Source organism: Nocardiopsis oceani, assembly GCF_054777395.1.
Genome location: NZ_BAAHAR010000013.1, coordinates 55603 through 69679 on the forward strand (window position 1 = coordinate 55603; position 14077 = coordinate 69679).

Sequence of the window (14077 nt, forward strand, 5' to 3'; positions counted from 1 at the left end):
ATCACCCGTCCGAGGCAAGCGACAGGGAAGCGAACCCGTCCCCGGCCGCGGCGTGCGCGGCGAGGATCCCGATGATGGTCGCCCCGTTGTGCAGGCGCCCCGCCATGACGGCGTGCACCGCTTCCGGAAGCGGCAGCCACTCGCAGGCCAGATCGGTCTCCTCGTGCTCGCGCACGAAGTCGATCTCGTCCTCGGGCACCTCGGTCAGCCCTCGGGCGAGAAAGACGTGGATGCGCTCGTTGGAGAAGCCGGTACTCGGATAGAAGTCGGGCAGCTTGTGCCAGGTCTCGGCGCGCAGCCCCGCCTCCTCCACCAGCTCGCGCTGGGCGGTGGCCAGCGGCCCCTCGCCCTCGACGTCCAGGACCCCCGCGGGAAGCTCCCACAGGGTGTGCTGGGTGGCATGCCGGTACTGGCGCTGCAGGAGCACCCGGCCCGCACCGTCCAGGGCGAGGATCGCCGCCGCCCCGGGATGGTCCATGTAGTCGCGGGCCGCCACGGTGCGCCCCTCGCCGTTGGCGCCGGGCATCTCCACCCAGTCCGTGCGCAGACCGCACTTGGCCCCTCGGAAACGCTCCTCGGAACGTTCCACGGGCCACGACTCGGGGGCGTCCGCGATCTTCGCGGACGCCCCCGTCGTCTCATCGGCAACCGGGCGGGTGTCGTCGGCCATACGGCCCCTCTCAGGCTCGGACCCCACCCGCCGGATCCAGGACCGCTAGGAGACCTTGTGCTCCAACGAGGCGGAGATCAGGCCGCGGAAGAGCGGGTTGGCGTTGGTCGGGCGGGACCGCAGCTCCGGGTGCGCCTGCGTCGCAAGGAAGAACGGGTGCGCGTCCCGGTGCAGTTCCACGTACTCCACCAGCTTGCCATCCGGGGAGAGGCCGGAGAACACCAGACCCGCCTCCTCCAGCTTGGAGCGGTAGGAGTTGTTGACCTCGAACCGGTGGCGGTGGCGCTCAGACACCTGGGAAGCGCCGTCGTAGAGGTCACGGACCAGCGTGCCCTCGCCCAGGTCCGCCGGGTACATGCCCAGGCGCATGGTGCCGCCCATGTCGCGGTCGCCGGCGACGACGTCGGCCTGGTCCGCCATGGTCGCGATGACCGGGTCGACGGCCTTGTCGTCGAACTCGGTGCTGTTGGCGCCCTCAAGGCCGAGCACGTTGCGCGCGTACTCGATGACCAGGCCCTGGAGGCCCAGGCAGATGCCCATCAGCGGCACCTTGTTCTCGCGGGCGTAGCGGATTGCGCCGAGCTTGCCCTCGATACCGCGCACGCCGAAACCGCCGGGGATGAGGATGCCGTCGGCACCGTCCAGCTCTGCGGCCGCACCCGACGGGCTGGCGCAGTTGTCACTGGCCACCCAGCGGATGTTCACGCGGGTGTTGGTGGCGAAACCGCCGGCGCGCAGGGCCTCGCTGACCGACAGGTAGGCGTCGGGCAGGTCGATGTACTTGCCGACCATCGCGATGGTGACCTCGTGGTCCGGCTGGTGCACGCGGCGCAGCAGCTCGTCCCATTCCGTCCAGTCCACGTCCCGGAACGGCATGCCGAGACGACGCACGACGTAGGCGTCCAGACCCTCGCGGTGCAGGACCTTGGGGATGTCGTAGATGGAGGGTGCGTCCGGGGTGGAGACCACGCCGGCCTCGTCCACGTCGCACATGAGGCTGATCTTGGACTTCAGGCTCTGCGTGATGGGACGGTCCGAGCGGCAGACGATGGCGTCGGGCTGGATACCGATGCTGCGCAGCGCGGCGACCGAGTGCTGGGTCGGCTTGGTCTTCATCTCGCCGGACGGTCCGAGGAACGGGATGAGCGAGACGTGCAGGAAGAAGCAGTTCTCCCGGCCGATCTCGTGCCGGATCTGGCGGACCGCCTCCAGGAAGGGCTGCGACTCGATGTCGCCGACGGTGCCGCCGATCTCAGTGATGACGATGTCGACGTCGGGTGCGTCCATCGCGTAGATGCTGGACTTGATCTCGTTGGTGATGTGCGGGATCACCTGCACCGTGTCACCGAGGTAGGCGCCCTGGCGCTCCTTGGCGATCACGCTGGAGTAGATCTGCCCGGTGGTGACGTTGGCCGAGGCGGACAACTCGACGTCGAGGAAGCGCTCGTAGTGGCCCACGTCCAGGTCGGTCTCGGCACCGTCGTCGGTGACGAAGACCTCACCGTGCTGGAAGGGGTTCATCGTCCCCGGGTCCACGTTCAGGTAGGGGTCCAGCTTCTGCATGGTGACCCGCAGGCCCCGCGACTTCAGGAGTCGGCCCAGGCTGGAGGCGGTAAGGCCCTTACCAAGACTGGAGGCGACGCCGCCAGTAACGAAAAGGTGCTTGGTACTCGCGGCGGATGCCAAAGTGTTGCTCCCGTGGTTTGAGTGGCTACGGCGGGCTCGGACGAGCTGAGCGGCCGTGCGGCGGTCCGGTATCCGGACGGCAGGACTGCCGTCACAGGACGTCGGACTCCACGGGGCACCAGGATAACAGGCCCCCCGTCCGCCCACACCCGGGAACGTGAACCTCTCGTTCCCTGTTCCCCGCTCCGACCTGCACGATTGCCCCGCAGTACGCTACCCGCGGCACTCTGGTCCGAGCCACCTCCGCCCGGGTGGGGAAGGCGACACCGGGCCCAACCACCGAACCGGCATCCTGTCGAACCGTCGGCCCACCGGTACCCAGTACCTCAGGTCCCGGCCCTCAGGCAGGGAAGGCCCCGGCGCGGCCCAGGTAGGCGGGCGGCTGCTTGTCCAGGCGCTCGCCCATCCATTCTCCCAGCGCGGCCGCGCTCGACAGGCTCACCCCGGTGTGCAGGCCGCTGCGGTGCAGCATGTACAGCAGGTCCTCGGTGGCGATGTTGCCCGTGGCGGCCGGGGCGAAGGGACAGCCGCCGAACCCGCCCAGGCTGGAGTCCAGCACCCGGACCCCCTCCTCCGCTGCGGTGAGCGCGTTCGCGTAACCGGTGTTGCGCGTGTTGTGGAAGTGACAGCGCAGGGTCCGCCCCGGCGCTGCCTCGGCCGTGCGGCGCAGCAGGTCCCGCACCTGCGCGGGCACCCCGACCCCGATGGTGTCGGCCAGGGCGATCTCGACCGCGCCCGTGTCCGCGATCCGGCGTACGACCTCCACGACCCGTTCCGGAGCGACCTCTCCGTCGAACGGGCAGCCGAAGGCCGTGGACACGGTGACGCTCAACGGCACCCCGGTGCCCTCCATCGCCCGGTCCATGTCCGCCAGGGAGTCCAACATCTCGTCGACCGTGCTTCCCTGGTTGCGGGTGCAGAACCCGTCCGTGGCCGGAACCGCCACGTTCACCTCGGAGACCCCGGCCTCGAGCGCCCGGTCCAGGCCGCGCCGGTTGAGTGCCAGCCCGATGAAGGACACCCCCGGTTCCCGCTTGATCCCGGCCATGATCTCCTCGGCCCCGGCCATCTGCGGCACCCGCTTGGGGTTGACGAAGCTGACCGCCTCGATCCTGCGCGCCCCGGCGGCCGCCGCCCGGTCGATCAGCTCGATCCGGTCCTCGACCGACAGCACCGTGGCCTCGTTCTGGAGGCCGTCACGCGGCCCCACCTCGACGATCTCCACGTGTTCGGCACCCTCGGGCCCACGGTCGTTCGCGCTCAACAGATCCACCCCTCCCCTTCGCCTTTGCGCGTCCAGGCTAGGGCAGCACACGAGTGACCCACGTCACCGGGGTGGAGGCACGGGAGATCGCGCGCGGGAACAGCGGGCGCGGTGCCGCGCGGCCCTGTGCCGGTCAGCGCCGCGCCGGTCAGCCCTGCGTAGGTCGGCCCTGCGTAGGTCAGCCCTACGTGGGTCAGCCCCGCGTAGGTCAGCCCTGCGTAGGTCAGCGAAGGGCGAGGGCGGGGCGGACCTCCCAGGTCGTCCACACCGGCCGGTAGCCCATGCGGTGCCAGAACGGCCCGGACAGCGGGTTCATCGCCGCGTAGTTGAGCACGGACACCGCCACACCGTGGCTGTCCAGTGCCTGGTGCGCCTGACTGACCAGAGCGGTCCCGATTCCGTGGCCGCGCTCGGCCGCCGACACCACCCCGTACCCGATATGCGCGATCGGGCGCGCCTTGACCAGGGACTTCGCCCAGCGGGAGCGCTCGGGCGGCGAGACCCACAGCAGGCCCACGGCCCGACCGCGGCGCTCGGCCAGCCAGATCCACGAACGCGAGCGGTTGAGGGCGCGTGCGGCCACCTTGCGCGTCTGCTCGGCGGTGTCGGGTTGCAGGAACACTCCGCCGAAGTGCTGCTCGTAGCGGTGCTCCTCCATCAGCAGCCCCACCACCTGGGTCAGGTCGCTGATGTCGGCCAGCCGGATCGCCACGTCGCGCGGCGGCAGCGACGGCGGCACCCCGCGGCGGCGCTGGCGGGCCGCGAGGACGGTATAGGGCTGCAGGCCGTGGCGCTGCAGCGGGATGATGCCCGCCACGTCACGTGCGGGCCAGCTCACCAGGGCGGCGGACTCCGAACCGGTGCCCGTGGGCAGGTCCTCGAGCTGGTCGCGCCAACTGGTCAGCAGGGAGTCCAGAGCCCGTGCGGGATCGGGGCCGCCGACGATGGGGGTGAGCCAGTGCTGGTCGGGAACGCCCCAGATGCGACCGACTTCACCCGGCTGGTACCAGGTGTAGTGCATGCTGCCCGCCGCGACGGGACGGCCCTCCTCGTCACTGACGGTCAGGAGCGGCGAGGAGTTCGGCGCGAAGCCCACGGGCTCGGGAAGCAGGGGGTCGGACTCCGCCCAGCGCTGGGCAGCGGAGCGCACCAACGGGTCGAGTCCGATGTCGCCCCCGGGCGACTCATCATGTCGCACTCGCGCGACATAACCGCTCATCCACCCCTCCCCTAGCGGGTCATTCGTCAAGCGCACGCCCTCCGCCCGACCCGGACCCGGTCGACGGGCGCTGTCGCACAGCGGCGCCCCTCACAGTCATCGTGCCGTCCCTGAACTAAACCGGCGCGGAGGGACGGAATCGACCGTACCGCCTCAGCGCGGCACGGGTACACGGAAACGGAAAAGGGGTCTGCGGACCTCGCGGACCTTCACTCGACCACTCCCTGCGCGTGCGAGTGGACGCGCACCACGGTAGCTGATGGCAGGTCACACTCAGGCGGCGGGGCGGTCAAGGCACCAACACGCACTCGCCGTCAGGACAGGCGATCCAGGCCACGGGGTGAACGGGACACGAACGGGTGGGACGGGGTCGGCCCGGACCGCAGCAGCCCAGCGGGCGGAGCCTCAGTACTCGGCGGAGCCGCCCTCACCGACGGTGGTGTTGCGCCCCTGGTTGATGACCTCGGGCTCACCGGAGGCGAAGGAGATCTGGTTGTCCACGCCCGCCAGCACGATCTTGACGGCGGTACCCACCTCGACCACGGAACCGCGGCCGGTGGCACGGACCAGGTCGCAGTCGCCGTCCAGGACCACGTTGGCGTCGTCGGCCGAGACCACGACCTTGCGGTTCTCGCAGTCCTCGTGGACGTCGGTACCGTCGTCGACGACCAGGATCACCTCGTCGTTGGTGACGTTGCGCTCGGGGCGCTCCCGGTCCTCCTGGGCCTCGCCCAGGTCGGGGGTCTCGGCGACCTCGCCCGGGTCGTCGTCGGCGGTCCCGCCGCAGCCGACCAGGAGGGAGCCGAGCAGTACCGCACCACCCGCGGCCTGCAGAATCCGAGCTACCATGAACACCCCACGCCAAAAACGGCAAATGCGACATACAACGTGTGCAAAGCACAAGCGTATGTCACGTGAAGGTAACCACGCGACCCAAACGTTCTATGATCGTTATCATTTCGTGACTATTCGATGTCCAGGGGCGGGCGGCAGCTACCGCCAAGGCACCCCGCCCCAGCGGTCACCCCGTCACTTGATCCCGGCGTCGTCCATCCCGCGGAGCTCGCGCTTCAACTCACCGATCTCGTCACGCAACCGGGCCGCCAGCTCGAACTGCAGGTCGGTCGCGGCCTGGTGCATCTGCTCGCTCAGCTGCTCGATGAGCCCCGCCAGCTCCGCCCTGGGCATGCTCGTCACATCCGTGTGCTCACCCAGCGCCGGCACCGGTGCCTTGGCGGACTTGCCGCCCTGGCGGTAGCCCGTCGCCATGAGCTCCTCGGTGTCCACATCCTCCCGGTTCAGGGTGTCCAGGATGTCCGCGATCTGCTTGCGCAGCGGGGTCGGATCGATACCGTGCTCGGCGTTGTAAGCCAGCTGCTTCTCCCGGCGACGGTTGGTCTCGTCGATCGCCGCACGCATCGAGTCCGTGACGTTGTCCGCGTACATGTGCACCTGACCGGCGACGTTGCGCGCCGCACGGCCGATCGTCTGGATCAGAGACGTCTCCGAACGCAGGAAGCCCTCCTTGTCCGCGTCCAGGATCGCCACCAGAGACACCTCCGGCAGGTCCAGGCCCTCACGCAGCAGGTTGATGCCCACCAGCACGTCGAACTCGCCAACGCGCAGCTCACGCAGCAGCTCCACCCGGCGCAGGGTGTCCACCTCACTGTGCAGGTACCGCACCCGGATCCCCAACTCGGCGAAGTAGTCGGTGAGGTCCTCCGACATCTTCTTGGTCAGGGTGGTGACCAACACCCGCTCGGAGCGCTCCGCCCGCTCCCGGATCTCGTGCACCAGGTCGTCGATCTGCCCGTCGGTCGGTTTGACCAGCACCTCCGGGTCGACCAGCCCGGTGGGCCGGATGACCTGCTCGACCACGTCCCCGCCACTCTGCCGGAGCTCGTACTTGCCCGGCGTCGCCGACAGGTACACCGTCTGCCCGATCCGCTCCGTGAACTCCTCCCACCGCAGCGGCCGGTTGTCCATCGCCGACGGCAACCGGAAACCGTGGTCCACCAGGGTCCGCTTGCGCGCCGCGTCACCCTCGTACATCGCACCGATCTGCGGGACCGTCACGTGCGACTCGTCCAGGACCAGCAGGAAGTCCTCGGGGAAGTAGTCGAGCAGCGTGTTCGGCGCGCTCCCCGGGTCACGGCCGTCGAAGTGCCGCGAGTAGTTCTCGATCCCCGAGCACGAACCCAGCTGACGCATCATCTCCAGGTCGTGGGTGGTCCGCATCCGCAACCGCTGCGCCTCCAGCAGCTTGCCCTGCCCCTCCAGCCCGGACAGCCGCTCACCCAACTCCGCCTCGATCGTCGCGATCGCCCGCTCCGTGCGCTCCTCGCCGGCGACATAGTGCGACGCCGGGAAGATGAACATCTCCTGGCTCTCGCCCAGCACCTCGCCCGTCAACGGGTGCAGCGTCAGCAGCCGCTCGATCTCGTCACCGAACATCTCGATGCGGATCGCCAGCTCCTCGTACACCGGGATGATCTCGACGGTGTCCCCCCGCACCCGGAACGTGCCGCGGGTGAACGCCATGTCGTTGCGCGTGTACTGCATCTCCACCAGACGGCGCAGCAGATCGTCCCGGTCCACCTCCATACCCACCGCCAACTGGGCCATCCGGTCCACGTACTCCTGCGGCGTCCCCAGACCGTAGATGCACGACACCGAAGCCACCACGATCGTGTCCCGCCGAGTCAGCAGCGAGTTGGTCGCCGAGTGCCGCAACCGCTCCACCTCGTCGTTGATCGACGAGTCCTTCTCGATGAAGGTGTCACTCTGCGGGACGTAGGCCTCGGGCTGGTAGTAGTCGTAATACGAGACGAAGTACTCCACCGCGTTGTTCGGCAGCATCTGCCGCAACTCGTTGGCGAACTGCGCGGCCAGCGTCTTGTTGGGCTGCATGACCAGGGTCGGACGCTGCAGCTGCTCCACCGTCCACGCCACCGTCGCCGTCTTACCGGTACCGGTCGCTCCCAGCAGCACGGTGTGCCCGTCACCCTCCCGGACCCTCTTGCTGATCTCCTCGATCGCGGTCGGCTGGTCTCCCGCAGGCGTCATCTCCGAGATGACCTCGAAGGGTGCCTCACTCCGCTTGATGTCACTGACCGGTCGCACTTGCCCTCTTCTCCCGTCGAACGTCGGGCCGCACCCGCGCCCGCGTGCCTCACCACCACAACGCTACAGACGACCCACGACATCCCGGTTCGAACCGACCATCCCGAGTTACCATCGAAGGCAGAGCCCGGAAACCCTGTGCCCCACGAGCGAGGTGCACGCCGTGTCCCACCCCTCCAGACCCACCTTCGATCCGGTCCTCCCCAACAAGACCATCGCACGCCTGCGCGCCCACCCCGACCGGCTCATCCCGCACGCGAAGGGCCCACCGGGCCGACCCACATGGCGGGAAACAGCTCTCGCCCTCGCCCTGGGCTGCACCTCGGCCGCAGCGCTCTCGCTCCTCGTCTCCGCTCTCGTGGCCCCGCTCAGCATCCTGCTGTGCCTGGGAACCGCCGTCTTCCTCCTCGGTGTGGTTTCCTACCGGGGCGGATCCACCGACGACTGGGCCGACCTGGTCATGCACAGCTTCTGGGCCGTGCCCACGGCAACCGTCGGCGTCTTCGGCGCCCAACTGGCCTTCGACCAGATCCTCGGCCCGCTCAACGCCGTCCTGCCAGGCGACCCCGCGCTCGCCGCCCTCTACCTCACCGCGGCCGCCGCCGGAGGCGGCGCCATCATGCGGCCCGGCATGGCCGCACGGCTGTCCTCGGAGAACCACGACAGATACGTCCTCCCCGAAGACTTCGGCCGCCCCTCCAGCTACGCCACACGCAGAGAGGAGCCCGAAGCACACCTTTTCGCCCGCCTCCAACAGGCCACCGACAGAGTGGAGGAAGGCAGGTCCGTCCTCGGCGACTCCTTCGACGCCACGCAGACCCTCCCCCTGCTCAGAGAGGAGGAGTGGCGCCTGGCACTGGAACTCCTGCGCCTGCGCTCCCTGCGCAGGGAACTCGTCCAACGCCGCAAGGAAGCCGTCTCCGAGCAGGTCACCCAGGCCCTGATCCCCCAGGGCGAAGCCGTGACCCGCGCACACAAGGCCATCACCGCCCGGGTCGAGGTCCTGTCCTCCTACGGTGAGCGCGTCCACGCAGCGGTCACCGCCCACCGCGAATGGGAACAGTGCCAGGCGATCGCCGACCGGGCCGGGGACTACGCCGACCTCGCCTTGACATCCGGGCAGGAGTCCGTGCCCACCGACCAACTCGACTCCAGCCTCCTGAGCGTCCAGGCGGCGCACACCGTCCGTGAGGAACTGGTCCAGGAAGCCGTGGAGGCGGGCAGCTCCCTCACCGGCACCCTGCACTCCCAGGGCGGTGAGGGAAACCCGGAAACGCCGAAGGGCGACGGCGGCCAGAGCAGATCCTGACCATCGGGGCCGGGACCACGAGTAACCGGACCTCCGCTGATCCGTTACCCCGCGCTCCTGAAGGCCGCTTGAACGGCCTCACCGACCTGCCGCTGGATCGGGTCGGCCCCAGCGCCGAACAGCCGTTCGTCGACGCTGTCGACCGCACTCATCGCCTCGCGCAGGGTCCGGTGCCCCTCATCGGTGAGCGTGATGGTGGAGGCGGCCCCGGCGCGGGCCGTGTCGTCCCGCACCAGCCCGGCGGCCTTGAGCGCCTTCACCGCGGTGTGCGTGCTCTGGACCGTGATGCCCGACATCCGGGCCAGTTCGCTGAAGGAAGCACCCGGAACACCCTTGATGTGTCCGAGCAGCCCGAGTCGGCCCACGGTCAGCCCGAGTTCCGAGAGGGCATCGCTCAGCTCCGACTCGATCGTCCGGGCCAGCGTGAGCAGTAACACCGACGTGCTCGTCACGGGGGCGCCGGACCGCTCTTCTTCGTCCGCCATGGCGCCATTCTCCCCCAGCCGGGCCGTACTGCCGCCGTTGCTTGCCCCCACTGCTATGCTTCAGCCTGACTGAAGCTTGGGTGCGGCGAACCCGCCGCTTTCGCCATGCCAACGGGTGGTGCCAACGGCAGACGGAACGTGCCAACCACCCTTCCCGGACCTCCCCTCACCACTGAACGGGACCCCTATGCTCGACATCATCCGGCTGTTCCTGCTGACCGCCCACCTGCTCGGTATGGCAGCGATCGTCGGTACGTTCTTCCTGCAGATGCGCCAGCGGGCCGACTTCGGCACCGGCCTCATGCTCGGCGGGGCGACCGTCCAGGTCGCCACCGGCATCGCGCTGGTCGGCACACACCACGCGGCAGGCCTCGAGGTGAACTATGCCAAAATCGCCGTGAAGCTCGGTATCGGGGTTGCCGTACTCGTCGCGGCCGTCCTCGCCGCACGCGCGCAGAGCCGCGACGGCAGGGCCAAGCCCATGTTCCACACCGCGGGCGGACTGGCGACCGTGAACGTCCTCATCGCCGCGCTCTGGCAGTGACGCCCGCCGTCCTCGAACCCGCCAACCGCTAACCAGCGCGTTCCAGGAGCTCGCGCCACAGGTCCGCGACGCGCTCATGCAGGTCCTCCCGGCTCCCGGAGTTGTCCACCACCAGGTCCGCGGCGGCCAGACGGGTCGCCCGGTCGGCCTGCGCGTCGATCCGGGACCGCACCTGCTCACGCGGCATGCCGCGGTCCCGGGACACCCGCTCGATCCGCGTCTCGTCGGGGGTGTCCACCACGACCACCAGGTCGTACAGCGACGCCAGGTCGTTCTCCACCAGCAGGGGCACGTCGTAGACCACGACCTTGGCGTCGGAGTCCAACGCCTCCTCCATGAGCTGGCCGCTGCGTTCCCCGACCCGCGGGTGGACGATCGCGTTGAGGCTGGCCAGCCTGCTCTCGTCGGCGAAGACGATCTCGCCCAGCTTCGGCCGGTCCAACCGCCCCTCGGGGGTCAGCACCGCCTCCCCGAACTCGGCGACGATCTCCGCCAGACCCGGGGTTCCGGGCTCGACGACCTCCCGGGCGATGGCGTCGGCGTCGATCACCACCGCACCGAAGTCGGACAGCGCGGCCGAGACCGCACTCTTACCCGAACCGATCCCACCGGTGAGTCCCACTTTCAGCATGGCCCAAAGCCTAGAGGTCGAAGAACCCGACCGTCACGCCGACCCCACTGGCACCCGCTCCAACTCCTTGCGCATGTGCACCATCACCAGGTGGTCGGCGACCCGCTCCCGGTGCGTCTCCGCGTACCCGAGCGCCCGGTACAGCCGCTGGTTCTCCGGGTTCTGCGCCCCGGTGAACAGGGTGAGCGCGGCGAGGTCGGGCCTGCGCTCGCGCAGTTCCGCCTCCACCCGGACCAGCAGCGCCCTCGCGATCCCTTTACGGCGCAGATCAGGGGCGACCACCAGTCGGCCGACCAGCCCGGTGGTGTCAGTGGTCCCGGCCCGGACCGCCCCGACCAGACGGTGACCCACCACGGCCTTGAGGACCACGGCGTCGCCCTGGGCAAGCAGCCCCTCGATCCTGGACAGCCCTTCGGTGAGCGGCAGGATGAACGGGTCACCGCAGGCCTGGGCCTCGTCGACGTAGGCCGCACGCTGCAGTGTGAAGATCTCACCCGCGTCGGCGGGCACGGCCGGCTGGATGTCGAACACGTAGCCTCCTCAACGGCCCTCTCCCTCAAGGGCACAACCGCACCCTAGACCCCCTGCCCCGCAGTGCCCGGACAACACCGACAGCAGACGACGCAAAGAAGCAGACAGCGCCGGGAAGCGGACTGCGGGACAGCGGGACACCAGCCCCGGAATCGGCGAAGGGCCGCCCCCACACGAAGTGGGGACGGCCCTTCAACAAACCGTCACTCGGGCCGGAGCCCGACGGGGAGACCGCTTAGGCCTCGCCGCCCGCGAGCTTCTCGCGCAGAGCGGCCAGCGCCTCGTCGGAGGCGAGGGCGCCGCTGGTGGACTCGGAGCTGGCCGACGAACCGCCGCCGCCGGTGCTCTGCGCACCGCCACCGGTGTAGTCGCCTTCCTCCTCCTCCGGAGCAGGGGCGTTGGCGGCGTCGGCCTCGGCCGAGCGCGCCTCCTCCACCTGCTTGCGGTGCGCCTCGAAACGAGCCTGCGCCTCGGCGTAGCTGCGCTCCCACTCGTCCCGCTGAGCCTCGAAGCCCTCGAGCCACTCGCCGCTCTCGGGGTCGAAGCCCTCGGGGTACTTGTAGTTGCCCTGCTCGTCGTAGTCCGCGGCCATGCCGTACAGGGTGGGGTCGAAGTCCACCTGGTCGGGCGAAACGCTCTCGTTGGCCTGCTTCAGCGAAAGGCTGATGCGACGGCGGTCGAGGTCGATGTCGATGATCTTCACGAAGATCTCGGTGCCGACCTGGACAACCTGCTCCGGCACCTCGACGTGGCGCTCGGCCAGCTCCGAGATGTGGACCAGGCCCTCGATGCCCTCCTCGACGCGCACGAACGCACCGAACGGAACCAGCTTGGTGACCTTGCCGGGAACGACCTGGCCGATCTGGTGGGTCCGGGCGAACTGCTGCCACGGGTCTTCCTGGGTCGCCTTGAGCGACAGGGAGACGCGCTCGCGCTCCATGTCCACGTCGAGAACCTCGACGGTGACCTCCTGGCCGACCTCGACAACCTCGCTCGGGTGGTCGATGTGCTTCCAGGAGAGCTCGGAGACGTGCACCAGGCCGTCGACGCCACCCAGGTCCACGAAGGCACCGAAGTTGACGATCGAGGAGACGACGCCCTTGCGGATCTGACCCTTCTGCAGGGTGTTGAGGAACGTCTGGCGAACCTCGGACTGCGTCTGCTCGAGCCAGGCGCGACGGGACAGGACCACGTTGTTGCGGTTCTTGTCCAGCTCGATGATCTTCGCCTCGAGCTCGCGGCCGACGTACGGCTGCAGGTCGCGCACACGGCGCATCTCCACCAGCGACGCGGGGAGGAAGCCGCGCAGGCCGATGTCGAGGATGAGGCCGCCCTTGACGACCTCGATGACGGTGCCGGTGACGACGCCGTCCTCTTCCTTGATCTTCTCGATCGTGCCCCAGGCCCGCTCGTACTGAGCGCGCTTCTTGGACAGGATCAGACGGCCTTCCTTGTCCTCCTTCTGGAGAACGAGGGCTTCGACCTGGTCGCCGACAGCAACGACCTCACCGGGGTCGACGTCGTGCTTGATCGACAGTTCCCGGGAGGGGATCACACCCTCGGTCTTGTAGCCGATGTCGAGCAAGACCTCGTCTCGATCGACCTTCACGATGGTGCCCTCGACAATGTCACCGTCGTTGAAGTACTTGATGGTCTCGTCGATCGCCGCGAGGAAGGCTTCCTCGGACCCGATGTCATTGACCGCTACCTGGGGTGTCGAGGTGGCCTCGGTGCTGCTCGTCATTTGTGGGTGGACTCCGGATACGGACAGGTTCAGAAAATGGGCACGCCGCAGGTTCGAGCCCGTCGATCCGTCGTCCAGATGCAAGAAGCAGGGTCACATTACGGAACGAGCCGTCCGTGACCGCCAGCCGCCGGGTCCAGAGTGGTGACCGAAGCGGTGCAACCCACCCGCCTCCTACAGAGACGGCAGACGCCCGCACGAACCCACAACGCTGGAGCCAGAATATGAGACAAGGGCGTCCTGGTCAATCGGAACCCAGGGCCGCCAACCCGGCGAAGGCCGCAATGGCGGCAATTTACCTGAGCCGGGTGGGGAAGATCAACTACGCCCCCGCCCATGTCCGACAGGGCTTGCCGCCCCTCGGGCCACACCCCGCCGACACCCGGGAAAACCGTCCAAGAAAAGGCGAAAACGACGGCCTCAGCCGTCCGCCGGAGGCCGCGCACGCGACTTCTTCACGTCACTCCGACGGCGCTTGGCCTCCAACCGGCGCCGCTTCGCACCGCGGCTCGGCCGCCTCTTGCGCCGCTCCGGGGGCGGCGGAGCGATCGCCTCCGCCAGAATCCTGGCCAAACGCTCCCGCGCCTCCACCCGGTTGCGCACCTGCGAACGGTGCGACTGCGCCGACACCGTCAGCACCCCGTCCACCAGGCGCCCCTCCAGGTGCTCCAGAGCACGCGCCCGCCGTGTGGCACCCAACGCCCGGCAGGACGCCACGTCCAACGACAGCGACGCCCTGGTGTCCGACGTGTTGACGTGCTGGCCGCCCGGCCCCGAGGACCGGGAGAACCGCCACGTCAACGCGTCGGCGGGAACGGTCACGGGTCCCACGGCCAGTGCGCCCGTAGTCTCTTCGTGCCCCGTCACCGTT

General features: G+C 69.0%; 13 protein-coding genes and 1 pseudogene. 2 read left to right on the forward strand and 12 right to left on the reverse strand.

What is annotated here, in order from left to right:
* Position 1 precedes the first annotated feature (1 nt).
* From ACYVDG_RS09575 to uvrB, 7 genes and pseudogenes are all read right to left on the reverse strand, one after another.
* The gene (locus ACYVDG_RS09575) at positions 2 to 670 is read right to left on the reverse strand and encodes an NUDIX domain-containing protein (RefSeq protein ID WP_460748448.1); all 669 of its coding nucleotides are present in this window, start codon (positions 668 to 670) and stop codon (positions 2 to 4) included.
* Between the two features lie 45 nt (positions 671 to 715).
* Positions 716 to 2356 (reverse strand): CTP synthase, encoded by a 1641-nt coding sequence (locus ACYVDG_RS09580; protein WP_460748451.1) that lies wholly within the window; start codon positions 2354 to 2356, stop codon positions 716 to 718.
* 340 nt (positions 2357 to 2696) lie between these two features.
* Positions 2697 to 3620 carry a hydroxymethylglutaryl-CoA lyase gene (locus ACYVDG_RS09585; protein WP_460748455.1) on the reverse strand — a complete coding sequence of 308 codons (924 nt, stop codon included), beginning with the start codon at positions 3618 to 3620 and terminating at the stop codon, positions 2697 to 2699.
* A 63-nt stretch (positions 3621 to 3683) separates the two neighbouring features.
* A pseudogene (locus tag ACYVDG_RS09590) lies at positions 3684 to 3803 on the reverse strand (hypothetical protein); the annotation flags it as partial.
* A gap of 40 nt (positions 3804 to 3843) precedes the next feature.
* Complete coding sequence (locus ACYVDG_RS09595) at positions 3844 to 4839, reverse strand: GNAT family N-acetyltransferase (RefSeq protein ID WP_460748457.1); 996 nt, start codon at positions 4837 to 4839, stop codon at positions 3844 to 3846.
* Between the two features lie 405 nt (positions 4840 to 5244).
* Positions 5245 to 5688 carry a DUF3060 domain-containing protein gene (locus ACYVDG_RS09600; protein ID WP_460748460.1) on the reverse strand — a complete coding sequence of 148 codons (444 nt, stop codon included), beginning with the start codon at positions 5686 to 5688 and terminating at the stop codon, positions 5245 to 5247.
* 180 nt (positions 5689 to 5868) lie between these two features.
* The gene (uvrB, locus tag ACYVDG_RS09605; RefSeq protein WP_460748463.1) at positions 5869 to 7962 is read right to left on the reverse strand and encodes an excinuclease ABC subunit UvrB; all 2094 of its coding nucleotides are present in this window, start codon (positions 7960 to 7962) and stop codon (positions 5869 to 5871) included.
* Between the two features lie 163 nt (positions 7963 to 8125).
* Here uvrB and ACYVDG_RS09610 point away from each other — a divergent pair, with 163 nt between their 5' ends.
* Positions 8126 to 9271: a hypothetical protein gene (locus ACYVDG_RS09610; protein ID WP_460748466.1), complete on the forward strand. Its 1146-nt coding sequence runs from the start codon at positions 8126 to 8128 to the stop codon at positions 9269 to 9271.
* Between the two features lie 44 nt (positions 9272 to 9315).
* On the opposite strand, the gene ACYVDG_RS09615 is transcribed toward ACYVDG_RS09610, so the two are convergent.
* Positions 9316 to 9756 carry a MarR family winged helix-turn-helix transcriptional regulator gene (locus ACYVDG_RS09615; RefSeq protein ID WP_460748469.1) on the reverse strand — a complete coding sequence of 147 codons (441 nt, stop codon included), beginning with the start codon at positions 9754 to 9756 and terminating at the stop codon, positions 9316 to 9318.
* Positions 9757 to 9943: 187 nt separating this feature from the next.
* Between ACYVDG_RS09615 and ACYVDG_RS09620 the strand changes: the two genes are divergently transcribed.
* Positions 9944 to 10300 carry a hypothetical protein gene (locus ACYVDG_RS09620; RefSeq protein WP_460748473.1) on the forward strand — a complete coding sequence of 119 codons (357 nt, stop codon included), beginning with the start codon at positions 9944 to 9946 and terminating at the stop codon, positions 10298 to 10300.
* A 28-nt stretch (positions 10301 to 10328) separates the two neighbouring features.
* On the opposite strand, the gene coaE is transcribed toward ACYVDG_RS09620, so the two are convergent.
* The 4 genes from coaE to arfB all read right to left on the reverse strand — a co-directional run bounded on the left by coaE (position 10329) and on the right by arfB (position 14073).
* Entirely contained in the window at positions 10329 to 10931 is a 603-nt protein-coding gene (coaE, locus tag ACYVDG_RS09625; protein ID WP_460748477.1) for a dephospho-CoA kinase, read from the reverse strand.
* A 33-nt stretch (positions 10932 to 10964) separates the two neighbouring features.
* Complete coding sequence (locus ACYVDG_RS09630; RefSeq protein WP_460748481.1) at positions 10965 to 11462, reverse strand: GNAT family N-acetyltransferase; 498 nt, start codon at positions 11460 to 11462, stop codon at positions 10965 to 10967.
* A 235-nt stretch (positions 11463 to 11697) separates the two neighbouring features.
* Positions 11698 to 13206: a 30S ribosomal protein S1 gene (gene rpsA / locus ACYVDG_RS09635; RefSeq protein WP_460748485.1), complete on the reverse strand. Its 1509-nt coding sequence runs from the start codon at positions 13204 to 13206 to the stop codon at positions 11698 to 11700.
* A 420-nt stretch (positions 13207 to 13626) separates the two neighbouring features.
* The gene (gene arfB, locus ACYVDG_RS09640; protein WP_460748488.1) at positions 13627 to 14073 is read right to left on the reverse strand and encodes an alternative ribosome rescue aminoacyl-tRNA hydrolase ArfB; all 447 of its coding nucleotides are present in this window, start codon (positions 14071 to 14073) and stop codon (positions 13627 to 13629) included.
* Between the last annotated feature and the right edge of the window lie 4 nt (positions 14074 to 14077).